21 protein-coding genes are annotated in these 25,701 nt (G+C 64.7%); 9 read left to right on the plus strand and 12 right to left on the minus strand.

Annotation, left to right across the window (positions count from 1 at the left end; translation table 11 throughout):
• Window positions 1-83: 83 nt before the first annotated feature.
• The 6 genes from AC1D3B_RS03010 to AC1D3B_RS03035 form a co-directional block, all read right to left on the minus strand.
• Window positions 84-1,115: an ABC transporter ATP-binding protein gene (locus AC1D3B_RS03010; RefSeq protein WP_478189176.1), complete on the minus strand. Its 1,032-nt coding sequence runs from the start codon at window positions 1,113-1,115 to the stop codon at window positions 84-86.
• Between the two features lie 34 nt (window positions 1,116-1,149).
• Entirely contained in the window at window positions 1,150-1,974 is an 825-nt protein-coding gene (locus AC1D3B_RS03015) for a carbohydrate ABC transporter permease (RefSeq protein WP_478189177.1), read from the minus strand.
• A 10-nt stretch (window positions 1,975-1,984) separates the two neighbouring features.
• Complete coding sequence (locus AC1D3B_RS03020) at window positions 1,985-2,842, minus strand: carbohydrate ABC transporter permease (RefSeq protein WP_478189178.1); 858 nt, start codon at window positions 2,840-2,842, stop codon at window positions 1,985-1,987.
• A 121-nt stretch (window positions 2,843-2,963) separates the two neighbouring features.
• Window positions 2,964-4,271 carry an ABC transporter substrate-binding protein gene (locus tag AC1D3B_RS03025; protein ID WP_478189179.1) on the minus strand — a complete coding sequence of 436 codons (1,308 nt, stop codon included), beginning with the start codon at window positions 4,269-4,271 and terminating at the stop codon, window positions 2,964-2,966.
• 183 nt (window positions 4,272-4,454) lie between these two features.
• A complete protein-coding gene (locus tag AC1D3B_RS03030; RefSeq protein ID WP_478189625.1) occupies window positions 4,455-5,618 on the minus strand; it encodes an MFS transporter in 1,164 nt (387 codons plus the stop codon).
• A gap of 87 nt (window positions 5,619-5,705) precedes the next feature.
• Complete coding sequence (locus tag AC1D3B_RS03035) at window positions 5,706-6,911, minus strand: MFS transporter (protein WP_478189180.1); 1,206 nt, start codon at window positions 6,909-6,911, stop codon at window positions 5,706-5,708.
• A 327-nt stretch (window positions 6,912-7,238) separates the two neighbouring features.
• Here AC1D3B_RS03035 and dusA point away from each other — a divergent pair, with 327 nt between their 5' ends.
• Window positions 7,239-8,225 (plus strand): tRNA dihydrouridine(20/20a) synthase DusA, encoded by a 987-nt coding sequence (gene dusA, locus AC1D3B_RS03040; RefSeq protein WP_478189181.1) that lies wholly within the window; start codon window positions 7,239-7,241, stop codon window positions 8,223-8,225.
• 15 nt (window positions 8,226-8,240) lie between these two features.
• Here dusA and AC1D3B_RS03045 read toward each other — a convergent pair whose 3' ends face one another.
• Together AC1D3B_RS03045 and AC1D3B_RS03050 are read right to left on the minus strand one after the other, a co-directional pair.
• Entirely contained in the window at window positions 8,241-9,119 is an 879-nt protein-coding gene (locus AC1D3B_RS03045; RefSeq protein ID WP_478189182.1) for a TauD/TfdA dioxygenase family protein, read from the minus strand.
• A gap of 27 nt (window positions 9,120-9,146) precedes the next feature.
• Window positions 9,147-10,136 (minus strand): tripartite tricarboxylate transporter substrate binding protein, encoded by a 990-nt coding sequence (locus tag AC1D3B_RS03050; RefSeq protein ID WP_478189183.1) that lies wholly within the window; start codon window positions 10,134-10,136, stop codon window positions 9,147-9,149.
• Between the two features lie 101 nt (window positions 10,137-10,237).
• Between AC1D3B_RS03050 and AC1D3B_RS03055 the strand changes: the two genes are divergently transcribed.
• On the plus strand, window positions 10,238-11,032 hold the full coding sequence (locus AC1D3B_RS03055) for an IclR family transcriptional regulator (protein ID WP_478189184.1): 795 nt from the start codon (window positions 10,238-10,240) through the stop codon (window positions 11,030-11,032).
• A 9-nt stretch (window positions 11,033-11,041) separates the two neighbouring features.
• Here the strand turns inward: AC1D3B_RS03055 and AC1D3B_RS03060 are convergent, their stop codons facing one another.
• Window positions 11,042-11,689, minus strand: a complete 648-nt coding sequence (locus tag AC1D3B_RS03060) for a GntR family transcriptional regulator (protein WP_478189185.1) — start codon at window positions 11,687-11,689, stop codon at window positions 11,042-11,044.
• A gap of 133 nt (window positions 11,690-11,822) precedes the next feature.
• Here AC1D3B_RS03060 and scpA point away from each other — a divergent pair, with 133 nt between their 5' ends.
• The 5 genes from scpA to AC1D3B_RS03085 all read left to right on the plus strand — a co-directional run bounded on the left by scpA (window position 11,823) and on the right by AC1D3B_RS03085 (window position 19,284).
• Window positions 11,823-13,982, plus strand: coding sequence for a methylmalonyl-CoA mutase (gene scpA / locus AC1D3B_RS03065; RefSeq protein WP_478189186.1), 2,160 nt, complete (start codon window positions 11,823-11,825; stop codon window positions 13,980-13,982).
• 2 nt (window positions 13,983-13,984) lie between these two features.
• Window positions 13,985-15,043: a methylmalonyl Co-A mutase-associated GTPase MeaB gene (meaB, locus tag AC1D3B_RS03070; RefSeq protein WP_478189187.1), complete on the plus strand. Its 1,059-nt coding sequence runs from the start codon at window positions 13,985-13,987 to the stop codon at window positions 15,041-15,043.
• 49 nt (window positions 15,044-15,092) lie between these two features.
• A complete protein-coding gene (locus AC1D3B_RS03075) occupies window positions 15,093-16,625 on the plus strand; it encodes an acyl-CoA carboxylase subunit beta (protein ID WP_478189188.1) in 1,533 nt (510 codons plus the stop codon).
• Between the two features lie 119 nt (window positions 16,626-16,744).
• Window positions 16,745-18,793 carry an acetyl-CoA carboxylase biotin carboxylase subunit gene (locus AC1D3B_RS03080; RefSeq protein ID WP_478189189.1) on the plus strand — a complete coding sequence of 683 codons (2,049 nt, stop codon included), beginning with the start codon at window positions 16,745-16,747 and terminating at the stop codon, window positions 18,791-18,793.
• Window positions 18,794-18,807: 14 nt separating this feature from the next.
• On the plus strand, window positions 18,808-19,284 hold the full coding sequence (locus AC1D3B_RS03085) for a VOC family protein (protein WP_478189190.1): 477 nt from the start codon (window positions 18,808-18,810) through the stop codon (window positions 19,282-19,284).
• Between the two features lie 12 nt (window positions 19,285-19,296).
• Here AC1D3B_RS03085 and AC1D3B_RS03090 read toward each other — a convergent pair whose 3' ends face one another.
• From AC1D3B_RS03090 to AC1D3B_RS03100, 3 genes are all read right to left on the minus strand, one after another.
• On the minus strand, window positions 19,297-19,929 hold the full coding sequence (locus AC1D3B_RS03090) for an RnfABCDGE type electron transport complex subunit B (protein WP_478189191.1): 633 nt from the start codon (window positions 19,927-19,929) through the stop codon (window positions 19,297-19,299).
• Window positions 19,930-19,933: 4 nt separating this feature from the next.
• Window positions 19,934-21,337: a polyhydroxyalkanoate depolymerase gene (locus AC1D3B_RS03095; protein WP_478189192.1), complete on the minus strand. Its 1,404-nt coding sequence runs from the start codon at window positions 21,335-21,337 to the stop codon at window positions 19,934-19,936.
• Window positions 21,338-21,496: 159 nt separating this feature from the next.
• Complete coding sequence (locus AC1D3B_RS03100) at window positions 21,497-22,693, minus strand: amino acid aminotransferase (protein ID WP_478189193.1); 1,197 nt, start codon at window positions 22,691-22,693, stop codon at window positions 21,497-21,499.
• Between the two features lie 107 nt (window positions 22,694-22,800).
• Here AC1D3B_RS03100 and uvrB point away from each other — a divergent pair, with 107 nt between their 5' ends.
• Both uvrB and iscR read left to right on the plus strand, forming a co-directional pair.
• Entirely contained in the window at window positions 22,801-24,933 is a 2,133-nt protein-coding gene (gene uvrB / locus AC1D3B_RS03105; protein ID WP_478189194.1) for an excinuclease ABC subunit UvrB, read from the plus strand.
• Between the two features lie 216 nt (window positions 24,934-25,149).
• The gene (gene iscR / locus AC1D3B_RS03110) at window positions 25,150-25,686 is read left to right on the plus strand and encodes a Fe-S cluster assembly transcriptional regulator IscR (protein WP_028253560.1); all 537 of its coding nucleotides are present in this window, start codon (window positions 25,150-25,152) and stop codon (window positions 25,684-25,686) included.
• Window positions 25,687-25,701 lie beyond the last annotated feature (15 nt).

Consider the following 25,701-nt stretch of genomic DNA (forward strand, 5'->3'; position numbering starts at 1 on the left):
GGAACCGGCTCCGCCGGGCCGCAGGGCTTGCCCCCGGTGGGGGGTGGAGAGCGACACGAAGTGCGCGAGCCTGGGGGCGAGCTTCATGATTCGACGGTGCGGCCTTCAGAATTGAAGAAGTGCAGGACTGACGGGTCGAGCTCCACGCTCACCGCATCGCCGGCCTGGAGGTCGGTGCGGTCGTTCTGGCGCGCGATGAGCGGGACGCCGCCGACGTCGATGTGGATCAGCGTGTCCGCGCCCAGTGCCTCGATCAGTTCGACGCGTGCCGGCGCACCCGCAGCCTGTCCGTGGTGCACACGCAGCCCTTCGGGCCGCACGCCGAGGAACCCATCGCTCGGCAGCCGGCCGCCCGTGAGCGCAGAGAAACTCGGTATCGCCTTCGCCTCCACCATGTTCATCGACGGCATGCCGATGAACTGCGCGACGAACTGGTTGGCCGGGCGGTCATACAGGTCCATCGGCGTGCCGACCTGCTCGATCAGGCCGTCGCGCAGCACGACGACACGATCGGCCAGCGTCATGGCCTCCACCTGGTCGTGCGTCACGTAGATGCTGGTCGCGCCGAGCGCGCGATGCAGCTTGTGGATCTCCACCCGCGTGTTCCCGCGCAGCGCGGCATCGAGGTTGGACAGCGGCTCGTCGAAGAGGAACACCTTGGGCGCCCGTACGATCGCGCGCCCGATCGCCACGCGCTGCCGCTGCCCGCCTGACAGTTCCTTCGGCGTGCGGTTCAGGTACTGCGTGAGGTTGAGCGTCTTGGCGGCATGGTCGACCTTGGTCTTGATCACGTCCTTCGACACCTTCGCCAGCTTGAGCGCGAAGGACATGTTGTCGTACACGCTCATGTGCGGGTAGAGCGCATAGCTCTGGAACACCATCGCGAGGTCGCGCTTGCCCGAAGGCGTGTGCGTGATGTCCTTGCCGTCGAGCGAGAGCTTGCCGCTGGTGATGGGCTCGAGCCCGGCGATCAGGCGCAGCAGCGTCGACTTGCCGCAGCCCGACGGGCCGACGAACACGATGAATTCGCCCTTGTCGATCTCCAGGTTCACGCCCTTGATCACATGCGTTTCGCCGAAGCTCTTCTTGATGTTGTCGAGTTGGAGGTAGGCCATCAGAAAACTCCTTGAAGATTTGTCGCGCCCGAGCTCATTTGACGGCGCCGAAGGTGAGGCCTTGGACCAATTGCTTCTGGCTGAACCATCCGAACACCACGATCGGCGCGATGGCCATCAGCGAGGCGGCGGAGAGCTTGGCCCAGAAGAGGCCTTCGGGGCTGGAGTACGAGGCGATCAGCGTCGCGAGGGTGCCGGCCTTGGCGGAACTGAGGTTGAGTGCCCAGAAGGCTTCGTTCCAGCTCAGCACCAGGCACAGCAGGCCGGTCGACGCGAGTCCACCGATGGACAGCGGCAGCACCACGTGGCGAAACTCGGTCCAGAGACTCGCGCCGTCCATGCGCGCGGCTTCGAGGATCTCGGGCGGGATGTCCTTGTAGCTCGTGTACAGCATCCACACCATGATCGGCAGGTTCGACAGCGTGAAGACGACGGTCAGCGCCGTGCGCGTGTCGAGCAGGCCCGCGGTCTGCGCGATGACGTAGATCGGCACCAGCGCGCCGACGGCAGGCATCATCTTCGTGGAGAGCATCCACATCAGGATGTCGCGCGTGCGCTTCGTGCGGAAGAAGGCCATCGAGTACGCGGCCGGTGCGGCGATCAGCAGGCCGATGATGGTCGAGCCCACGCTCGTGATCAGCGAGTTCTGCGCGTAGAGCAGGTAGTCGCTGCGTCGCTGGACTTCGGTGAAGTTTTCCAGTGTCGGCTCGAAGATGAAGAGCGGCGGCACGTGGATCGCCTGCAGCTCGGTCTTGAACGAGGTCAGCACCAGCCAGCCCAGCGGAAAGAAGAGCAACAGCGACGCGACCCACGCACCGGCGGTGCGCAGCGCGAGGGAGAGAAAGTTTTCGGTTTGCATGCCGATGCCCTCAGTCGAGGTTCTTGCCGATGATCCGGATCAGGAAGGCCGCCACGATGTTGGCCAGCACGACCGCGAAGAGCGCACCCGCGGAAGCCACGCCGACGTCAAAGTTCATCAGCGACTGCTTGAAGATCAGGTAGGTGAGGTTGGTGCTCTCGTTGCCCGGTCCGCCGTTGGTGGTGACGGCGATCTCCGCGAAGACAGAGAGCAGGAAGATCATCTCGATCATGATCACGACCGCCATCGGCCGGCCCAGGTGGGGCAGGGTGAGGTAGCCGAAGCGCTGGAACGCGGTGGCGCCGTCCATGCGCGCGGCTTCCATCTGCTCGCGGTCGAGCGACTGCAGCGAGGTGATGAAGATCAGGCAGGCGAACGGCAGCCACTGCCAGGCGACCATGATGATCACGGAGAACAGCGGTACATCGGTCAGCCAGTCGACCGGCTCCGCGCCGAAGCTCCGCCAGAGGTCCGCGAGGATGCCGTAGATCGGGTTCATCATCATGTGCTTCCACAGCAGCGCATTCACCGTCGGCATGACGAAGAAGGGCGAGATGAGGAGCACGCGCACGATGCCGCGCCCGGGAAAGGGCTCGTTGACCAGCAGCGCCAGCAGCACACCGAGCACCACCGTGATGATGATCACGCTGCCGATCAGCACCAGCGTGTTCCACACCGCGGGCCAGAAGTCCGGGTCGGTGACGAAGTAGTGGAAGTTCTCCAGTCCGTTGAACGTCCGTTCACCGGGCTGCATGAGGTTGTAGTTGACGAACGAGAAATAGATCGTCATCGCCAGCGGCACGATCATCCAGAGGACGAGCGTGATCACGGCCGGCGCCATCAGCGCCCGAGGCAGAAGTCGGTTCATGGCGGTGCCTTTTTTCTTCTGGCTCCTTCCCCCTCTGGGGGAAGGCTGGGATGGGGGCAGCGCGCAATGGCAGGCGCTGCGTGCCCCCACCCCGGCCCTCCCCCAGCGGGGGAGGGAGTGGCTACTTGTAGTAGCCGCCCTTCTTCATCTCGCGTTCGGCGGCCGTCTGCGAGGTCTTCAGCGCCTGGTCGACCGTGACCTTGCCCGAGAGCGCCGCGCTCATCTGCTGCCCGACCGCTACGCCGATCGCCTGGAACTCGGGAATGGCCGCGTACTGCACGCCGACGTAGGGCGACTTGGGCAGCGTGCTGTCGTTGGCGTTCGCGGTGTCGATGGCCTTCTTCTCGGATTCGGCGAAGCGCGCGGCCTTCAGGAACTCGGGCGAGGCATAGGTGGACTTGCGCGTGCCGGTCGGGACCGCGCCCCAGCCTTCTTCCTTGGCGACAAGCTTGACGTAGTCCTTGGAGGTCGCCCACTTGACGAAGGTCTGCGCCGCATCGACCTTCTGCGAACTGGCGGGAATCGCCAGTGCCCAGGCCCACAGCCAGTTCGCGCCCTTGGGCGTGACAGCCACCGGGGCCTGTGCGAAGGCCACCTTGTCGGCCACCTTCGATTGCTTCGGATCGCTGACGAAGGAGGCCGCGATCGTCGCGTCGACCCACATGCCGCACTTGCCTTCGTTGAAGAGCGCGAGGTTCTCATTGAAGCTGTTGGCCGAAGCGCCGGGCGGGCCGTAGGCCTTCATGAGGTCGACGTAGAAGTTGATCGCGTCATGCCAGGGCTTGGTGTCGATCTGCGGCTTCCAGCTCATGTCGAACCACTGGCCGCCGTTGGTGTTGACCATGGTCGTGAGCAGCGCCATGTTGTCGCCCCAGCCGGGCTTGCCGCGCAGGCACATGCCGTAGACGCCGGCCTTCGGGTCGTGGATCTTGCCGGCGAGTTCCTTCACCTGCACCCAGGTCGGCTGGTCGGGCATCTTGAAGCCCACCTTGTCGGCCAGGTCCTTGCGGTACATCAGCATCGAGCTCTCGCCGTAGAAGGGCGAGGCGTAGAGCTTGCCGTCGGCCGAGAGTCCGTTGCGCATCGCAGGCAGGAGGTCGTCGACGTCGTAGGCGGCGTCGGTCGCGATCGGCAGCAGCCAGCCCTTCTTGGCCCAGATCGGCGTCTCGTACATGCCGATGGTCATCACGTCGAACTGGCCGCCCTTGGTCGCGATGTCGGTGGTGACGCGCTGTCGCAGCGTGCCTTCCTCGAGCGTCACCCACTTGAGCTTGATGTCCGGATTCGCCTGCTCGAAGAACTTGGTGAGCTTCTGCATCTCGATCATGTGGCCGTTGTTCACGGTGGCGATCACCAGTTCGGTCGCGGCATGCGCGAGGCCCGTGCCTGCGAGCGCGAGCACCAGGCCCGCCTTCAGAAAACGCTTCATGAGTTGTCTCCTTGTTGGTCGACGACAGGCGGTCGCCGTGCCCGGATTCTGGAGACTCTGGCTTGCGGGTTTGGTACTGAGTTTGACCCGATCGATACTTGGTTGCACCAGTTGATCGGTGACTTCCCTAGTTTCGGCAAGCAGGGATGTGAGTTGGCGGCCCGACGGTGGCCGCCGGGCGCTTCAAGCGGCCTGAAGCGACGCCCTGCGTTCGCCGAGCCGGTTGCTCCACGCTGCGAGCGCCAAGGCACCGAGCGTGATGGCCGCGCCGGCCCACGGCAGGTCCGCGAGCGGTGCGCCTGCTGCGAGCATGCCGCTGCCAATCCACGCGCCGGTCGCATTGCCGAGGTTGAACGCGCCCTGGTTCAGCGTCGAGGCCAGGTTGGGCGCCGCATCCGCGTGCTGCACGATGAGCGTCTGCAGGAGCGGCACGAGCGCGAAGGAGAGGGTGGTCCACGCCAGCATCAGCACGACGGTCGCCGCCTTCACCGGCAGTACGAAATGCATGAGCGCCAGCACCAGCGCGTTGAGTCCGAGCACCAGCAGCATCGAGGGCACCAGGCGCCGGTCCCCGAGCCGTCCGCCGACGGTGCTGCCGATGGTGAGTCCCACGCCCAGCAGAAGCAGGATGGGCGCGACGGTCGCGTTCGAGAAGCCGCTCACCTCGGTCAGCAGGGGCGCGATGTAGGTAAAGACGCAGAACAGGCTCGCCGATGTCAGCGCGCTGGTCGCGAGTGCGAGCAGTACGCGGCGATCGGCCAGCACGGTGAACTCGCGCAGGATGTTGCCCTTCTGCATCTCGATGTGCCGCGGCAGCAGCAGCACCAGCGACGCGACCGCCGCCAGCGCGATCACCACGATCGATGCGAAGGTCATGCGCCAGCCGAAGTGCTCGCCGATGATGCGGCCGAGCGGCACGCCGAGCACGTTGGCCAGCGTCAGGCCGGTGAACATGAGCGCAATCGCCTGCGAGCGCTTGTTCGGCGCCACCAGTCCTGCGGCGACGACCGAGCCGATGCCGAAGAAGGTGCCGTGCGCGAGTGCGGTGATCACCCGGGCCGCCATCAGCAGGCCATAGTTGGGCGCCAATGCGCACAACAGATTGCCGAGGACGAAGAGCGAGGCCAGTGCGATCAGCGTGGCCTTGCGTGGCAGGCGTGCCGTGGCGACTGCGAACACCGGTGCGCCGACCACGACGCCCATTGCATAGCCGGTAACCAGCAGGCCCGCCTGGGAGAGCGTGACGCCGAGGTCGAGCGCCATGTCGGGCAGCAGGCCCATCACGACGAATTCGCTCGTCCCGATCGCGAAGGCGGCGGCTGCCAGGGCCAGCAGGGCGATGGGCATGCGCGACGAAGCAGCGGGCGGCGTGTTGGTCGGGGCGATCATGGACGGAATATAAGGGTTAACCCCAATTATCCCGGACGACCCGCCTCACGCTGCCGGCAAAAGGGTATTCCGCCGGAACTCTGTGGCGTAAAACAACAGCGCGACCACCGCGAAGGCCCCACCGAGCAGGCACAGGCCGCCCCAGCCGTGGAAGGCATAGATCGCGGCGGCAAGTCCCGAAGCGACCGCTGCGCACATAAAGATGAAGGTGAGGAACAGCCCGTTGAGCCGGCCGCGAAGCTCTGGCGCCAGCATGTAGAGGCTTCGCAGGCTGAGCACGTTGCACAGCTGAACAGCACCGTCGAGCAGGATGCCGGCCGCAACCAGGCCGGCAAGGGATCGGAAGTGCACCGCGACAGCTCCGAGCCCGAAGGACAGCAGCGCAACGATGATCGCCACGCCCGTCGCCGGCCGGGTGAGGCCGCGATCCGCCAGTCGCCCGGCCCACGGTGCCGCCAGCGCGCCCGCGGCGCCGGCCAGGGCAAACAACGCGATCCCGCCCTGTCCCAGGCCGAATTCATGGGCCAGCGCGAGCGGCACGGCCGTCCAGAAGGCCTGGAAGCCAGCGAACATCATCCCCTGGTAGAACGCCCGCCGGCGCAGCAACGGCGTGCGCCACACGATGCCGGGCAGCGAAGCCATGGTGCGCGCGTAGCCGGTCGAGGCGTGCGGCCGGCGCTGCGGCAATGCGCGCCACAACACGATGGCAAGGGTCGCCATCAACACTGCGGAGACGGCGAACACGGCCCGCCATCCGAAGGCCGCCGCGATCAGGCTCGAGAAAGGCCGCGCCAGCATGATCCCGGCCAGCAGCCCCGCCATGATGTTGCCCACGACCTTGCCACGCGTCGCTTCCGGAACGAGGTGCGAAGCCAGCGGCACCAGCACCTGGGCAGCCACGGCGCAGGTCCCGACGAGAAACGACGCCGCGAGAAAGGTCGTGGCCGAGTTCGACACCGTGATGCCGATCAGGCCGATGACAGCGCCCACCATCAGGCAACTGATCAGGCGCCGGTTCTCCACGACATCGGCCAGGGGCACCAGCATCAGGAGCCCTGCGCCATACCCGAGCTGGGTCAGCGTCATGATCAGCCCGGCGAGGCCGGCATGCAGTTGCAGCGTGACCGCGATCGGCCCGATCAGCGGCTGCGCAAAGTAGATGTTCGCCACGCAGAGCCCGCACGCGATGGCGAACAGGATCGTCAGTCCGGTTGAGAGCCCGGAGGGCGCGGTGTCTTGGGAAGAGGGCACGGAGGGGTCTCGCAGTGGGTTCCGGAGCTCAAGCCCGGCAGAAGCGGCGGCACCTTAGCATGTCCCTCGTAAACCTGCAGGTCGCCTGGAATGCACGTCCGTCCCCCAATGGACGCCCAAGGCGACGCGGGTCGCGCCCACGAGGAGAGCCGCAATGGCAGCGGCGGCGAGGATGTAGAGGCGTTCGGACAGGCGGACCCGCGTCGTCGCGGTGAGCACGCCCAGCGTGGCAATCTGGCACCGCGCTGGATCGCCTTGGCGCGGTGGGCTTTCGCGAGGCCCGTTGAACAGCGAGGTAGCCTTTTTGCTATCGTCCAGGGCGCATCTATGAATTCAACAACCTACGTTGGCAAACTCTCCGTCGCCCCGATGATGGACTGGACTGACCGCCATTGCCGGTTCTTCCACCGCCTTCTCACGCGCCGCGCGCTGCTCTACACCGAGATGGTGACGACCGGCGCGCTCATCCACGGCGACGTGCCACGCCACCTGCGTTTCAACACCGAAGAGCACCCCGTCGCCCTCCAGCTCGGCGGCAGCGAACCTGCCGACCTCGCGCACTGCGCAAAGCTGGGCGAGGAATGGGGCTACGACGAGATCAACATCAATTGCGGCTGCCCGAGCGAACGCGTGCAGCGCGGCGCTTTCGGTGCATGCCTCATGAACGAGCCGCAACTCGTGGCCGATTGCGTGAAAGCGATGGTTGACGTGGTGGACGTACGCGTCACCGTCAAGCATCGCATCGGCATCGACAAGATCGAGAGCTACGACTTCGTGCGCGACTTCGTCGGCAAGGTCAGCGAAGCCGGCTGCGACACCTTCATCGTGCACGCCCGCAATGCATGGCTCAAGGGCCTGTCGCCCAAGCAGAACCGCGAAGTGCCGCCGCTGCGCTACGAACTGGTCCACCGGCTCAAGCACGACTTCCCGGCGCTGCGTTTCTCGATCAACGGCGGCTTCAACGACAACACGCAGATGCACGCGCATCTGCGGTTGCTCGATGGCTTGATGATCGGTCGCGAGGCTTATCACAACCCGTGGTGGCTGGCCGAGTGGGACGCCGTCTTCTTTGGCGATGCACCTGCGGCGCTGACGAGGGAAGAGGTCGAACTGCAGATGTGCGATTACATGGCGCGCGAGGCCGCCGCGCACGGCACGCCCTGGTCGAACATCGCGCGCCACATGCTGGGCCTGCGCAATGGCCTCGCGGGCGCACGCCGCTGGCGACAGGTCTGGAGTGACCACCGGCTCAAGACACGCACGCCGCACGAGGTAATGGCCATCGCGCACGAGCCTGTGGCCCAGGCCGCCTGAGGGGCGAGGGCTGGTTCAGGCCGCCATGAGGCGTGCCTCGGGCACGTCCTCGATCGTCGTGCGGCGAAGCTCGCGGCGTTCCGCGATGTCGTAGCGGCGTCCGCGGTGCAGGGTGCTGCGGTTGTCCCACATCACGAGGTCGTTCACCTGCCAGGCATGGCTGTAGACGTTCCGGCGTTGCGTGGCGTGCTCGAGCAGGTCCGACAGGTACATGCGGCCCTCCGCCACCGGCCATCCGATGATCTCGCGCGCGTGCACGCCGACGAAGAGCAGCTTGCGGCCCGAGCCCGGATGCGTCTGGACCAGCGGCCAGACGGCCGGGGGAATGGCCTTCTTCTGGTCGTCCGTGTAGGCCTCGTCACCCAGCAGGATGCGCGTGTGCAACGCGTAGTGCTCGGCGCTCAGGCCCTCGACCTCGGTCCGGGTTCTTTCCGGCAGGCTGTCGTACGCTGCGCGCAGGTCGGCGAATTCGGTGGTGCCTCCCCAGCTCGGGAGAACCAGTGCGTGCAGCATCGAATAGGCGGCGCGCGGATTCTGGAACGAGCTGTCGCTGTGCCACAGCTGGTTGGCGAAGTTCGACAGATTCTTCGGCGACTCGCGGCGTGCGACGTTCCCCTGTGCGTCGACGTTCGAGATGTCGATGAGGCGCTCGTCCTCGAGCCGTTCCTGTCGCTTGAACACCTTCTTGAGGCCCAGGTCGAGCGGTCCGAAGGATCGGGCGAAATCGATCTGCTGTTGGCCCGTGAGCGCCTGGCCGCGCCAGACGAGGACGGCGAACTCGTTCATGGCTGCGTTGACCTGCCGAACTTCGGTGTCGGAGAGGGGGCGCGTGATGTCGATGCCGCTGGCTTCGGCAACGAAAACGTCGTGAAGGGGCTTTAGATGGAGAGGCATGGTTTGGGTCGTACGAATGAAAGACGGTTACTCGGCCTGGATGCCGGCTTCGCCGATGACGCGGGCCCAGCGATTCATCTCGGACTGCACGAAGGCGTCGAACTGCTCCGGCTTGGATGCGACGACCTCCATGCCCTGTTCCTCGATCCGCTTGCGCATCTCGGGGCTGCGAAGCACCTTCTCCGTGTCGGCCTGGATCTTCTGGATGATGGGGCGCGGCGTGCCGTGCGGCGCGACGAAGCCGAGCAGGGCGTTGACGTTGAAGCCGGGGACGGTCTCTGCCACCGTCGGATAGCTGAAGCCCTCGACGCGCTTCAAGCCCATGGTCGCGATCATCTTCATGCGCCCGGCCTTCACGTAGGGCAGCACGGAGAGGAAAGGGTCGACCACGATGTCGATGCGGCCGCCCATGAGTTCGGTATGGGCCGGGGCGCTGCCCTTGAACGGCGAATGAAGCATGTCGAAGCCGGCTTCACGCTTGAGCAGTTCCGCGCCCAGATGGGTGGTGCTGCCGGCACCGGGCGTGCCGTAGGTAAGCTTGCCCGGATTCTTCTTGGCGTAGGCGATGAGCTCCGGCACCGTGTTGAAGGGAGCGTCGGGCCGCGCGACGATCGCGAGCTGGAGGTTCGCGATCTGCGTGATCCCCTGGAGGTCCTTGAGAGTGTCGTAGGGCAGCGTCTTGCGCAACGAGGGATTGACTGCAAAAGACGAGTTCACCATGCCGAAGGTCTGGCCGTCCGGCGGCGCCTTGGCGACGAAATCGACACCGATCGCCGTGCCTGCGCCCGGCTTGTAGTCAACGATCACGGGCTGGCCCCACATCTCCTGGAGCTTCATCGCGATGAGGCGCCCCACCGTATCGGTCGGCCCGCCGGGGGCGAAGGGAATGATGATCTTGACGGCGCCCTTCGGGAATTCCTGGGCGGCGGCGTCAAGACCGGTGCCTACGCCAGCGGCCAAGAGGCTGGCCGCAAGAAGAACCTGACGGCGGGATGGGTGAAGGGCTTGTCTCGTCATGATCTATTTTGTGGAACAATGTTCCGAAATAATAATGCTCTCATCGGTCGAGTCAACCGTTTTATGAGAAATTGTGAAACGTCGTTTCAAAAAATTCAATCATGGCCGAGCACGTATCCGGAACAGGTAAAGACGAGGTGACCGCATTGGCCAGGGGTTTGGCTGTGTTGAAGGCGGTTGGCGACGCCGCCGGGCCCCTGAGCAATCGCGATCTGGCCGATGCCACGGGCATCCCGAAGGCGACCGTGTCGCGCCTCGCCGCGACACTGGTGGGAAGCGGCTACCTGCGGCAGTCCGCTGACACCGAGCGGTTCAGTCTCGGTCCGGCGTTGCTGGACATGAGCACGCGCTACCTGCGCCACTTCGACTTGCGCTCGCTGGCGCGGCCGCATCTGTCTGCATTGGCCGAGTTCGCCGGCGCCAGCGTTCACGTGGGCGTGCGAGACGAACTCGACATGCTGATCATCGATTCCATCCGGCCGCGGACTGCCCTGATCACTTCACGCATCGAAGTGGGATCCCGCATGACCATTGCGACCTCGGCTGCCGGTAGGGCCTATCTGGCGGCCTTGCCCCCGTCCGAACAGGCGGAACTGCTCGGGCAGATCAAGCTGGCGAGTGGCGAGAACTGGGATGAACTGGAGCCACGGATCATGGCCGGCATCGAAGAGCACGGCCGACTGGGCTACTGCGCGTCGTTCGGTGAATGGCATCCTCACATCCACGCCCTCGGCTTCTCATTGCGCGGACCGCGAGGTGAGCGCTATGCCGTGAGTTGCGGAGGGCCCGCCTATCTGTTGCCGAGGGAGACGATGGTGGCGCGCATCGCGCCGCTGCTGCTCGAGACGGTGCAGCAGATCAATGCTGACATGGGGACGGCCCCGCTGGGCGGCTGAAGCGCGAACTCAGTTCGCTGCCTCGAGGCCATTGCTGAAGTGCTGCTGCATGCGTGCCATCGCATCTGCAGGACTGCGTGACTTGATCGCCGCCATGACGGCCCGGTGCTCCTTGAGCGACTCGCCGATGCGGCCAGACTTCAGCAGCGAATTGTGGCGATTGAGCTTCATCACCTTGCGCAGGTCAGCGACCATCTGGTCGCGCCAACGGTTGTTGGCGATGGCGAGCAGCCGCATGTGAAAACGCTCGTTGATGGCGAAGAAGTGTTCGCGATCGACATGGCCCGGGGCGCCAGCGGCTTCGAGATCTGCATGCAAGGCATCGAGCTCGGCCAGCTCGGCGTCGGACGCATGTTCGGCGACCACGCCGGCCGCGTCGCTCTCCAGCAGGCTCAGCAGGTGGTACACGTCGGCCAGGTCCTTCTCGGACACCTCGGTCACATAGGCGCCGCGCCGCACCTTCATCGTGACCAGGCCTTCCGCCGCCAGGACCTTGAGCGCCTCTCGCAGGGGCGTACGGCTGATGCCGTACTCCTCGGCCAGCTTGAGTTCGTCGATCCAGCTGCCGGGTTCGAGTTCGCGGCTGAAGATGCGTTGGCGCAGCAGTTCCGCCACCTCTTCGTAGAGGGCACGGGGGGTGAGGGTGACAGCGGACATGCGCTCAATGTACTGCAACTTCGAATCTTTGAATTAATAATTACAGATCGGTTAGACTTGCGTCCGAAATTTGAACTGTGCCGCTTCCGCGCGGACACTCCTACCCACTCGCACGACCTGCAAAGCGGCGCTCATGAGCAAATCCGACATCAACTTCTCCACCGCCACTCTCGAAGCCTGGACCAAGGCCGCGGCCAAGTCGGCCCCGGGTGGAGACCTCAACGCGCTGAACTGGGTCACGCCGGACGGCATCACCGTCAAGCCGCTCTACACCGCTGCCGACCTGCAGGGCCTGAAATACACCGACACGCTGCCGGGCTTCGAACCCTACCTGCGCGGCCCACAGGCCACCATGTACGCCGTGCGCCCGTGGACCATCCGCCAGTACGCCGGCTTCTCGACAGCCGAGGAATCGAACGCTTTCTATCGCAAGGCGCTCGCAGCGGGCGGACAGGGCGTCAGCGTGGCCTTCGACCTCGCGACCCATCGCGGCTACGACAGCGACCATCCCCGCGTGACGGGCGATGTCGGCAAGGCCGGCGTGGCAATCGATTCGGTCGAGGACATGAAGATCCTGTTCGATCAGATCCCGCTGAACAAGGTGAGCGTCTCGATGACGATGAACGGCGCGGTGCTGCCGGTGCTTGCGGGCTACGTGGTGGCCGCAGAAGAGCAGGGCGTCGCGCAGGACCAGTTGAGCGGAACCATCCAGAACGACATCCTCAAGGAGTTCATGGTCCGCAACACCTACATCTTTCCACCCGCGCCGAGCATGCGGATCATCGGCGACATCATCGAGTACACGGCGCAGAAGATGCCGAAGTTCAACTCGATCTCGATCAGCGGCTATCACATGCAGGAGGCCGGTGCGAACCAGGCGCTCGAACTCGCCTTCACGCTGGCCGACGGCAAGGAGTACGTGAAGACGGCCCTTGCCAAGGGCCTCGATGTCGACATCTTCGCGGGCCGGCTGAGCTTCTTCTGGGCCATCGGCATGAACTTCTACCTCGAAGTCGCCAAGATGCGCGCCGCGCGCCTGCTGTGGTGCCGGATCATGAAGGAGTTCAATCCGAAGAACCCCAAGAGCCTGATGCTGCGCACCCACTGCCAGACCTCGGGCTGGTCGCTGACCGAGCAAGACCCGTACAACAACGTGGTGCGCACCACCATCGAGGCGATGGCTGCCGTGTTCGGGGGCACGCAGAGCCTGCACACCAATGCGCTGGACGAAGCCATCGCGCTGCCCACGGAGTTCAGCGCGCGCATCGCACGCAACACGCAACTGATCATCCAGGAAGAGACGCACATCACCAATGTCGTCGACCCGTGGGCGGGCAGCTACATGATGGAAAAGCTCACGCAGGACATGGCCGATGCCGCCTGGACCATCATCGAGGAAGTCGAGGCGATGGGCGGCATGACGAAGGCCGTCGACAGCGGCTGGGCCAAGCTCAAGATCGAGGCCGCCGCCGCCGACAAGCAAGCCCGCATCGACTCGGGCCGGGACGTGATCGTGGGCGTCAACAAGTACAAGCTCAAGGAAGAAGACACGCACGACATCCTGCAGATCGACAACGTCAAGGTGCGTGACGGCCAGATCGCCAAGCTCAAGGCCATCCGCGACAAGCGGGACAGCGCCGCCGTGCAGGCCGCGCTCGACGCGCTCACCGCGGCTGCGGAAAGTGGTGAGGGCAATCTGCTCGACCTGAGCATCCAGGCTGTGCGCCTGCGCGCTACGGTCGGCGAGATCAGCGATGCGCTGGAAAAGGTCTATGGCCGGCACCGCGCCGACACGCAGAAGGTGACCGGCGTCTATGCCGCTGCGTACGACTCGGCCGAAGGATGGGAAGCGCTGCAGCACGAGATCGCCGCCTTCGCGGAAGAGCAGGGCCGGCGTCCGCGCGTGATGATCTCGAAGCTCGGGCAGGACGGCCACGACCGCGGGGCCAAGGTGGTCGCCACCGCATTCGCCGACCTCGGTTTCGACGTGGACATGGGGCCGCTGTTCCAGACGCCCGAGGAGTGCGCCCGCCAGGCGATCGAGAACGACGTGCACGCCGTGGGCGTCAGCACGCTTGCCGCAGGCCACAAGACGCTGGTGCCGGCCATCATCGAGGAGCTGAAGAAGCAGGGCGCCGACGACATCATCGTGTTCGTGGGCGGCGTGATTCCACGGCAGGACTACGAGTTCCTGTACGAGGCCGGCGTCAAGGGCATCTACGGCCCGGGTACTCCGATCCCGGCCAGCGCCAAGGATGTGCTGGAACAGATTCGCGCGGCTGTTGCGGCGTGAACATGCCGGTTCGAACACCGGTCACGGCTGAAGCGCTGGCGACCTCGGAGGGGCCTGCACAGCGCCGCGCGATCGCCAAGGCGATCACGCTGCTCGAATCGACCCGCGACGACCACCGCGCGCTGGCCGACGAGATGCTGACGGCGCTCTTGCCACGCACGGGCAAGTCGTTCCGCCTGGGAATCTCTGGCGTGCCGGGCGTTGGCAAGTCGACTTTCATCGAGGCGCTGGGGCTGTTCCTGATAGAGCGTGGCCACCGGGTCGCAGTGCTGACCGTGGACCCGTCGTCCACCGTCTCCGGCGGCTCGATCCTCGGCGACAAGACGCGCATGGAAAAACTCTCGGTGCACGAGCGCGCGTACATCCGACCGAGCCCGTCCTCGGGCACCCTGGGCGGGGTCGCGGAGAAGACGCGCGAGGCGATGCTGGTCTGCGAGGCCGCGGGCTACGACATCGTCATCGTCGAGACAGTCGGCGTGGGCCAGAGCGAGACGGCGGTCTCGGGCATGACCGACATGTTCGTGCTGCTCCAGTTGCCGAATGCCGGCGACGACCTCCAGGCTATCAAGAAGGGCGTGATGGAGCTGGCCGATCTCGTCGTCATCAACAAGGCCGACATCGACAAGGATGCCGCGACCCGCGCCCAGGCGCAGATCACATCGGCGCTCCGCCTGTTCGGCCACCATGGCAATCCCGCGCATGCGCAGGTGATGCACGCCGCTCATGCCGCTCCGGGCTCGCCCGAGTCGGAAATCCGCTTCTGGCTGCCCAAGGTGATACAGCTCAGTGCGCTGGCCGGCACTGGCATCGACGTCTTCTGGGATGCGGTGCTGCAGTTCAAGGCGCTCCAGACCGCCAACGGCAAGCTGGCCACGCGCCGCGAAAAGCAGGCGCTGGCGTGGATGTGGGAGCGCATCGACGCCGGCCTCAAGCAGGCTTTCCGACATCACCCGCACGTGCGCGAGCTATTGCCCCAGGCCATCGCCCAGGTGGCAGCCGGCGCGCTGCCCGCATCGACTGCGGCGCGCAATCTGCTCGCCGCGCAGGCAGGACCGGCGTAGGCTGCCGGCTTCCACCACCCAACAAGATCAACTCCTCCGACGGAAAGTCATGAAAGAAATCCTCGAACAACTTGAACAACGCCGCGAACAGGCGCGGCTCGGCGGTGGCCAGAAGCGCATCGACGCCCAGCATGCCAAAGGCAAGCTGACCGCGCGCGAGCGCATCGAACTGCTGCTCGACGACAACACCTTCGAAGAGTGGGACATGTTCGTCGAGCACCGTTCGAGCGACTTCGGCATGGCCGACAACAAGATCCCGGGCGACGGTGTCGTCACCGGCTACGGGATGATCAATGGCCGCCTGGTCTTCATCTTCAGCCAGGACTTCACCGTCTTTGGCGGCGCACTCAGCGAGGCCCATGCCGAGAAGATCTGCAAGGTCATGGACCAGGCGATGAAGGTCGGCGCACCGGTCATCGGCCTCAACGATTCGGGCGGCGCCCGCATCCAGGAGGGCGTGGCTTCGCTCGGCGGCTATGCCGACGTGTTCCAGCGCAACGTGATGGCGTCCGGCGTCGTGCCGCAGATCAGCATGATCATGGGCCCGTGCGCCGGAGGTGCGGTGTACTCACCCGCCATGACGGATTTCATCTTCATGGTGCGGGACAGCTCGTACATGTTCGTCACCGGCCCCGAAGTGGTGAAGACGGTGACACACGAAGACGTGACCGCTGAGGAGCTGGGCGGTGCATCGACGCACACCACCAAGAGCGGCGTGGCCGACATGGCCTTCGAGAACGATGTCGAGGCGCTCATGATGCTGCGCCGGCTCTACAACTACCTGCCGCTCAACAACCGCGAGAAGCCGCCCGTGCGCCCGAGCGGCGATCCGACAGATCGCGCCGATCTCTCGCTCGACACGCTGGTGCCCGACAACCCGAACAAGCCCTACGACATGAAGGAACTGATCGTGAAGGTGGTCGACGACGGCGACTTTTTCGAACTGCAGCCCGACTACGCGAAGAACATCGTGATCGGCTTCGCGCGCATGGAAGGGCAGAGCATCGGCATCGTCGCCAACCAGCCGCTCGTGCTCGCCGGCTGCCTGGACATCAAGTCGTCGATCAAGGCGGCGCGCTTCGTACGCTTCTGCGATGCCTTCAACATCCCGGTCGTGACCTTCGTGGACGTGCCCGGTTTCATGCCCGGCACCAGCCAGGAGTACGGGGGCATCATCAAGCACGGGGCCAAGCTGCTCTACGCCTATGCCGAGTGCACGGTGCCGAAGATCACGGTCATCACGCGCAAGGCCTACGGCGGTGCGTACGACGTGATGGCCTCGAAGCATCTGCGTGGCGACGTCAACCTCGCCTGGCCGCGCGCCGAGATCGCGGTGATGGGGGCCAAGGGAGCGGTGGAGATCATCTTTCGGGAGGACAAGAACGATCCCGTGAAGCTTGCTGCACGTGAGGCCGAATACAAGGCGCGGTTCGCCAATCCGTACGTGGCAGGCACGCGCGGCTACATCGACGATGTGATCCTGCCGAGCGAGACTCGAAAGCGCATCTGCCGCAGCCTCGTGATGCTGCGCGAGAAGAAGCTTGAAAACCCGTGGCGCAAGCACGGCAACATCCCGCTATGAGCCCACCCCCAGTCTTCGCGCACTTCGTGTCGCTACGCCAACCCCCTTGCAGGGGGCAACACCAGCGGCCCGGCAAAGCCGGTTCCGCGGTGTTTCCCGAATAGTCACCGGTACACACCATGTTCAAGAAAATCCTGATCGCCAATCGCGGTGAAATCGCCTGCCGTGTCATCAAGACCGCGAAGAAGATGGGCATCCTCACGGTCGCCGTCTATTCCGATGCCGACAAGGACGCGCGCCATGTCGAACTCGCCGACGAGGCGGTGCACATCGGTGCGTCGCCGAGCCGTGAAAGCTACCTGCAGGCGGACCGCATCATCGCGGCCTGCAAGCAGACGGGCGCCGAAGCGGTGCACCCCGGTTACGGCTTCCTGTCCGAGAACGAGGCTTTCGCTCGAAAGGTCGAGGAGGAAGGCATCACCTTCATCGGCCCGAAGCACTATTCGATCGCCGCGATGGGCGACAAGATCGCCTCGAAGAAGCTCGCGAACGAGGCCAAGGTCAACACCATTCCGGGTTGGAACGACGCCATCGAGACCGCCGAGCGGGCTGTCGAGATCGCCCGCGAAGTCGGCTACCCCGTGATGATCAAGGCGTCCGCCGGCGGCGGCGGCAAGGGCCTGCGTGTGGCCTTCAACGACAAGGATGCCTTCGACGGCTTCACCTCCTGCCGCAACGAGGCGCGCAACAGCTTCGGCGACGACCGGGTGTTCATCGAGAAGTTCGTCGAGGAGCCGCGGCATATCGAGATCCAGGTGCTCGGTGACGCGCACGGCCATGTGATCTACCTGAACGAGCGCGAATGCTCGATCCAGCGCCGGCACCAGAAGGTCATCGAAGAGGCGCCGTCACCTTTCATCAGCGAGGCCACGCGCAAGGCCATGGGCGAGCAGGCCGTGGCGCTGGCCAAGGCCGTGAAGTACCAGAGCGCAGGCACGGTCGAGTTCGTGGTCGGGAAGGACCAGAGCTTCTACTTCCTCGAGATGAACACGCGACTGCAGGTGGAGCATCCGGTGACCGAGGCGATCACGGGGCTCGACCTGGTCGAACTGATGATCCGCGTCGCCGCGGGCGAGAAGCTGCCGCTGGCACAGAAGGACGTGAAGCGCGAAGGATGGGCGATCGAATGCCGCATCAACGCCGAGGACCCCTTCCGCAGCTTCCTGCCGTCGACCGGCCGGCTCGTGCGCTTCCAGCCGCCGAAGGAGACCATGTTCTCGGCGGACACGCAGCATCTGTACGGCGTGCGGGTGGACACGGGGGTGTACGACGGCGGCGAGATTCCCATGTTCTACGACTCGATGATCGCCAAGCTGATCGTCCATGGCCGTGACCGCGCGCACGCCATTGCGCTGATGCGCGAGGCGCTCAATGGTTTCGTCATCCGCGGCATCAACAGCAACATTCCTTTCCAGGCGGCGCTGCTCGCGCATCCTAAATTCGTCAGCGGCGAGTTCAACACCGGCTTCATCGCCGAGCACTACGGCAAGGGCTTCCATGCGGAAGACGTTCCGCACGACGATCCGGATTTCCTGGTGGCGCTGGCCGCCTTCATGCATCGCCGTTATCGGGCCCGCGCATCGGGCATCAGCGGCCAGCTCGAAGGCCATGGCGTCAAGGTCGGCGAGCAGTTCGTCGTGGTCGTGCTGGATGAAAAGGGCGAGCACGTATACAAGGCCGTGTCGGTCACGGACTTCCACGGGCAGAACGGCTCCAGCGCCGTCGCCGTGGGCGACCACAGCTACAAGATCGACAGCAAGGCATCGCTGGGCAGCATTCGCGTGGAAGGCAACGTCAACGGGCGTGCATTCACCGCGCAGGTTGAACGTGGCGCGGGCAAGAACCCGCTGTCGCTGCGCGTGTCGCACAACGGCACGCAGATCGAGGCGATGGTGCTGTCGCCACTCGGTGCGCGGCTGCTTAAGCTGATGCCCTTCAAGGCGCCGCCGGACTTGAGCAAGTTCCTGATGTCGCCGATGCCGGGCCTGCTGGTCGAGGTGTCGGTGCAGCCGGGCCAGAAAGTCCAGGCCGGCGAGAAGCTTGCAGTGATCGAGGCGATGAAGATGGAGAACGTGCTGTTCGCGACACAGGATGGCGTGGTCGCCAGCATTGACGCCGCGAAGGGCGAATCGCTCTCCGTCGATCAGGTGATCATGGAGTTTGCATGATGGGAACGCTCGAAATGAACCGCCCATTCAAGGTGCTCGGCATCCAGCAGATCGCGATTGGCGGTCCCGACAAGGCCCGACTGCAAAAGCTGTGGGTCGAGATGCTGGGGCTGGAGGTCTCGGGCACGTTCAAGAGCGAACGCGAGAACGTCGACGAGGACATCTGCGCGATCGGCAGTGGCCCGTTCAAGGTCGAGGTCGATCTGATGCAGCCGCTGGATCCGGACAAGAAGCCCGCGGTGCACACGACGCCGCTGAATCATGTCGGCCTTTGGATCGATGACCTGCCGAAGGCGGTCGATTGGCTCACGGCGCAGGGTGTGCGCTTTGCGCCTGGCGGTATTCGCCAGGGCGCGGCCGGCTTCGACATCTGCTTTCTGCATCCGAAGGCCAACGAACAGTTTCCGATCGCGGGCGAAGGCGTGCTGATCGAGCTGGTGCAGGCGCCGCCGGAAGTGGTCACGGCCTTCTCGGCACTGGCTGCAGGCTGAGGCCCCGGGGGGTCAGCGGTTCTTGCCGAGCTTCGACGCGCTGCCGGCACGGGCGCGGGCAAGAGCGGCCTCGACGATCGCACGCTTGCGATCGGCAGGTGCAGTCGATTCGGGCGCGCCCTGGGATGCCTTTGCGGCGACGGGCTCCGGCTTTTCGCGCCGCCGGTTGCGCGCTTCGTAGCGATTTCTCGCATGGTCGGCTTGATCTTGCGACCAGGCCTGCCATCCGCTTCGCCCCGGTGTGGCGTCTTCGAGAGAGATGCAGTCGACCGGGCAAACGGGAATGCAGAGTTCGCAGCCGGTGCAATGCACCTCGATGACGGTATGCATGCGCTTGTGGATGCCGAGAATGGCGTCGGTCGGACACACGTCAAGGCACAAGGTGCAGCCGATGCACCAGGACTCGTCGATCACCGCCATCGCCCGGGGGCCTTCGACGCCGAATCGAGGATCAATCGGCTGCACGGGCAGGCCGGTGAGGGCCGACAGGCGCGCCACCCCTTCGGCACCGCCAGGGGGACATTGGTGGATACCTGCTTCGCCTGCGGAGATGGCTTGCGCGTAGCCCGCGCAATCGGGATAGCCGCAGCGTGTGCACTGCGTTTGCGGCAGCGCCTCGAGGAGGCGTGCGGCCAGCGTCTTCACGATCTCATTCGGACTTGCGTGCGGCCGAACGCGACTTGCGCGGTGCAGTCTTGCGTGCCGCCGCCGCGGCGGGGCGCTTCTTCGCGGGAGTGGCCTTGACCGTATCTTCCGACGCCAACACGGCGGTCTGGCTCGCGCGCTTCTGTGGCCTGTCGTGCGCCGCAATGAACGCCTTGACCTCGGGGTAGACCTGCTCGCGCCAGCGGCGCCCGCTGAAGATGCCGTAGTGGCCCGCGCCCTTGACCTCGTAGTGCCGCTGTTCGTCGGCTGACACGCCGGTGCAAAGCGCGTGCGCGGCGCGGGTCTGGCCGGAGCCGGAGATGTCGTCGAGTTCGCCTTCGACCGTCAACAGGCCGATGGAGTGAATATCTTGTGGGCGCACGGGCTCGCGTACGCCTTCGGAATTCTTGACCTCCCACGTGCCGTTCACGAGGTCGAAATCCTGGAAGACGGTGCGGATGGTGTCGAGGTAGTAGTCCGCATCCATGTCGAGCACGGCGTTGTACTCGTCGTAGAAGGTGCGGTGTGCCTCGGCGCTCGCATCGTCGCCCTTGATCAGGTTCTTGAAGTAATCGTAGTGGCTGCTCGCGTGGCGGTCCGGGTTCATTGCGACGAAGCCGGTGTGCTGCAGAAAACCTGGGTAGACGCGGCGACCGGCACCCGGGAAGCCGTCCGGCACTCGGTAGATCACGTTGTTCTCGAACCACTCGAAGCTCTTGTTCATCGCGAGGTTGTTGACGGCGGTCGGCGACTTGCGGGCATCGATGGGGCCGCCCATCATGGTCATCGACAACGGCGTCTTCTCGCCGCGGCTGGCCATGAGCGAAACCGCCGCCAGCACGGGCACGGTGGGCTGGCAGACGCTGATGACATGGCAGTTGCCGTATTCGGCCTGAAGGTAACGGATGAAGTCCTCGACGTAGTTCACGTAGTCGTCGAGGCGGAATTCGCCTTCCGACAGCGGCACGAGGCGGGCATTGACCCAGTCGGTGATGTAGACCTTGTGGCCCTGCAGCATGGTGCGCACGGTGTCGCGCAGCAGCGTTGCATAGTGGCCGGAGAGCGGCGCCACGATCAGCACCACTGGCTGGCTCTTCAGCGTCTGGAGGATGTGGGGTTCGTCCGTGAAGCGCTTGAAGCGGCGCAATTGGCAGAAGGGCTTCTCGATCTCGACGCTTTCGTGGATCACGACGTCGTGACCGTCAACCTTGACCGTCTTGATGCCGAACTCGGGCTTTTCGTAGTCCTTGCCGAGACGGTAGAGGAGGTCGTAACCAGCGGCCATGCGTTGCGCGATCGGCGTTTGGCCGAAGACGGCCCCCTGGCCATAGAGTTTGGAGGCGGCCTGCGCGAAGTCCGCAAACGGCTCCATCAGGGAACGTTGCGCTTCGTAGAGTTGGTAGAGCATCGGAGGTGCCAATTAGTTATTGCAGTGCAATATATCAGCAGCTCCCGGCAGTAAATAGAGGGAGCGCCCCACTGCCTTGACACGCCCGCGACTTCCGTGCGTTCTCCTCGAAGAAGCGCAAAAGCGGCGACGCCGGTGTTCCCGCGCCGCCGCCTTGGTTCAGATCACCTTGGCAATGCTCTGGCAGACGTAGTCGATGTTCTTGCTGTTGAGCGCGGCGACGCACATGCGCCCCGTATCGGTGCCATAGACGCCGAATTCCTCGCGCAGGCGCACCATCTGGTCCTTCGTGAGGCCCGAATAGCTGAACATGCCGATCTGCGAAGTGATGAAGCTCATGTCCTGCTTCACGCCGGCCGCCTTGAGGCCATCCACGAGCTTCTGGCGCATCGCCTTGATGCGCACGCGCATTTCGGCCAGTTCCTTTTCCCAGACCGCGCGACGCGCCGGATCGGTCAGCACCGCCGCCACGACGGCGCCGCCGTGGATCGGCGGGTTGCTGTAGTTGGTGCGGATCGCGATCTTGAGCTGCGACAGCACGCGAGCGGCTTCTTCCTTGCTCTCGCAGAGCACCGACAGGGCGCCCACACGCTCGCCGTACAGGCTGAAGCTCTTGGAGAACGACGTCGACACGAAGAAGGTGAGGCCGGCTTCGACAAACTTGCCGATCACGGCGCCGTCCTCGGCGATGCCGTGGCCGAAGCCCTGGTAGGCCATGTCGAGGAAAGGGGTCAGGTTGCCGGCCTTGACGGCGGCGATGACCTGGTCCCACTGGGCGGCGGTGATGTCGTAGCCCGTCGGATTGTGGCAGCAGGCATGCAGCACGACGATGGTGCCGGTCGGTGCGGCCTTGAGGGCGCCGAGCATGCCTTCGAAATCGATGCCGCGCTTCGCCGCATCGTAGTACGGGTAGCTTTCGACATGGAATCCGGCGTTGGTGAACAGCGCGCGGTGGTTTTCCCAGCTCGGGTCGCTGATCAGCACCTTGGCGGACGGGTTGAGCTTCTTGAGGAAGTCGGCGCCGACCTTCAGGCCGCCGGTGCCGCCGATTGCCTGGATCGTGGCGACGCGGCCGGAGTTCACCGGTTCACTGTCGGCGCCGAAGACCAGGCCCTTGACCGCGTTGTCGTAGGCGGCGATGCCGTCGATGGGGAGGTAGCCGCGGGCGCTGGGCGCCTTCATCATGTCTTCTTCCGCGGCCTGCACGCACGACAGCAGCGGCAACTTGCCGTTGTCGTCGTAGTACACGCCCACGCCGAGGTTGACCTTATTCGGATTGCTGTCGGCGGCGTATTGCTCGTTGAGTCCCAGGATCGGGTCGCGTGGCGCCATCTCGACGGCGGTGAACATTGACATGGAAAAGTCCTTTGGGGTGATCGGTTCGCGTGAACGCCGGACCTGCGTTACGCTGCCCGGTTCGCTTGAATTTTACCGGCCGCGCCACCACATCCCTGACTCACGCCATGCCAGAAACCTCCGAAGTCATTCCAGAGCGGCAGCATGCCGACCCCGTGGGGCCCGCCAAGGAGGGCGAATTCATCACCTTCCCGGGCTCGCCGTTCGAGCTGTTCCAGCCTTATCCGCCTGCCGGTGACCAGCCGACTGCGATCGCCGGGCTGGTCGAAGGTGTGCAGGACGGCGAGGTGTTCCAGACGCTGCTCGGCGTGACCGGTTCCGGCAAGACCTTCACCATGGCCAACGTGATCGCGCGGCTCGGCCGTCCCGCGATCGTGTTTGCGCCCAACAAGACGCTGGCGGCGCAGCTGTACAGCGAATTCCGCGAGTTCTTTCCCAAGAACGCGGTCGAGTACTTCGTCAGCTACTACGACTACTACCAGCCGGAAGCCTACGTTCCGCAGCGCGACCTGTTCATCGAGAAGGACAGCTCGATCAACGAACACATCGAGCAGATGCGCCTCTCGGCCACCAAGAGCGTGCTGGAGCGGCGCGATACGGTGATCGTGGCGACCGTGAGTGCCATCTACGGCATCGGAACCCCCGAGGACTACACGCAGATGCGTTTCATCATGCGGGTGGGCGACAAGATTGGCCAGCGCGATGTGATCGGGCGGCTGATCCGCATGCAGTACACGCGCAACGAACAGGACTTCTCGCGCGGCACCTTCCGAGTTCGTGGCGACACGATCGACGTGTTTCCCGCCGAACACAGCGAGCTGGCAATCCGCATCGAGCTGTTCGACGACGAGATCGAGACGCTGCAACTGTTCGACCCGCTCACGGGGCGTATCCGCCAGAAGATCCCGCGCTTCACGGTGTATCCGTCGAGCCACTACGTCACGCCACGCGACAAGGTGCTGGGCGCGGTCGAGACCATCAAGCTCGAGCTCGACGAGCGGCTCAAATTCTTCGTCGCGGAAGGCAAGCTGGTCGAGGCGCAGCGTATCGAGCAGCGCACCCGCTTCGACTTGGAGATGCTGGCCGAAATCGGCCACTGCAAGGGCATCGAGAACTACACGCGGCACCTGTCGGGCGCGGCACCCGGAGAGCCGCCCGCCACGCTGACCGACTATCTACCGAAGGACGCGCTGATGTTCCTCGACGAGAGCCATCAGATGATCGGGCAGCTCGGCGGCATGTACAACGGCGACCGCGCGCGGAAGACCACGCTCGTCGAATACGGCTTCCGCCTGCCTTCCGCGCTCGACAACCGGCCGCTGAAGTTCGAGGAATTCGAAACCCGCATGCGGCAGTGCATCTTCGTCTCCGCGACGCCCGCGCAGTACGAGAAAGACAACGCCGGGAACGTGGTGGAGCAACTCGTCCGGCCCACAGGGCTGATCGACCCCGAGGTCGAAGTCCGCCCCGCGACGCATCAGGTGGACGATGTGCTGCAGGAGATCCGGCTGCGAGTGGACAAGAACGAGCGGGTGCTGATCACCACGCTCACCAAGCGCATGGCTGAGCAGCTGACCGACTACTTGGGCGACAACGGCGTCAAGGTGCGCTACCTGCACAGCGACGTCGACACGGTCGAACGCGTCGAAATCCTGCGCGATCTGCGGCTCGGCACCTTCGACGTGCTGGTCGGCATCAACCTGCTGCGAGAGGGGCTCGACATTCCCGAGGTTTCGCTGGTGGCCATCCTCGATGCCGACAAGGAGGGCTTCCTGCGCGCCGAGCGCTCGCTGATCCAGACGATCGGCCGGGCGGCGCGCAACCTGAACGGCAAGGCCATCCTTTACGCGGACCGCATGACGGACTCGATGAAGAAGGCCATCGACGAAACCGAACGGCGCCGTGCGAGGCAAATCGCTCACAACGAGGCCCATGGCATCACGCCGCGCAGCATCGTGAAGCAGGTGCGCGACCTGATCGATGGCGTCTACAGCGAGAAGACGGGCAAGGAGGCCGCCAAGCGTGACCTCGAACGTGCCAAGGTGGAGGACATGTCCGAGAAGGACATCGCCCGCGAAATCAAGCGGCTCGAGAAGACGATGCTCGAGCACGCGCGCAACCTCGAATTCGAGAAGGCGGCCCGGGTGCGTGATCAATTGGCTCTGCTGCGCGAGCAGGCTTTCGGCGGTCCGGGACACGACAACGTCGTCATCCCGCCGGCGATCGGGGGAACCGCCTGAGCGCTCCTCGGGACGCAATCGGGTTTACCCGAGCAGACTGAAGGGCCTTCTGCTATACTTGAGCGAAATACTCAAGAACAAAGAAACTTCGCGATGAAGGGCCGACTCCCAAGAACTGGTTCACCAGTGAAGGCAGGGTCGGGCAGGGCGGAGACGACGTCACCAAGGCCCCGTGCCACGGTGTCATTTCAACGGTAAGCACACAAGGAGCTTGCGATGCGTCTCACTACCAAAGGCCGCTTTGCGGTTACAGCCATGATCGATCTGGCGCTGCGCCAGAACACCGGTCCGGTCACGCTGGCCGCAATCAGCCAACGGCAGCAGATTTCGTTGTCTTACCTCGAGCAATTATTCGGCAAGCTGCGTCGTCACGAACTGGTCGAGTCGACCCGTGGCCCTGGCGGCGGATACTCGCTCGGCCGCAAGGCTGCGGATATCACCGTGGCAGACATCATTGTTTCCGTCGATGAGCCGATCGACGCCACACAATGCGGCGGCAAGGAAAACTGCCTGGGCGAAGCGGGCCGGTGCATGACCCATGAGCTCTGGGCCTCGTTGAACCAGCGCATGGTGGAGTTCCTCGATTCAGTCACCTTGCAGAAGCTGGTCGACGACCAGATCGCCAAGGGCGTGCAGATCGAGAACAAGCCCGCGGTCAAGCGCGCGATCTCCAGCCAGCCCGTGGTCAAGCCGATCCGCGTCAACGCGCCGAACTCGGTATTTGCACTGGGCAACGCCTTTGCCAAATCGTGATCCGGAGGCGCTTTC

The organism is Variovorax sp. P5_A3 (assembly GCF_056400665.1).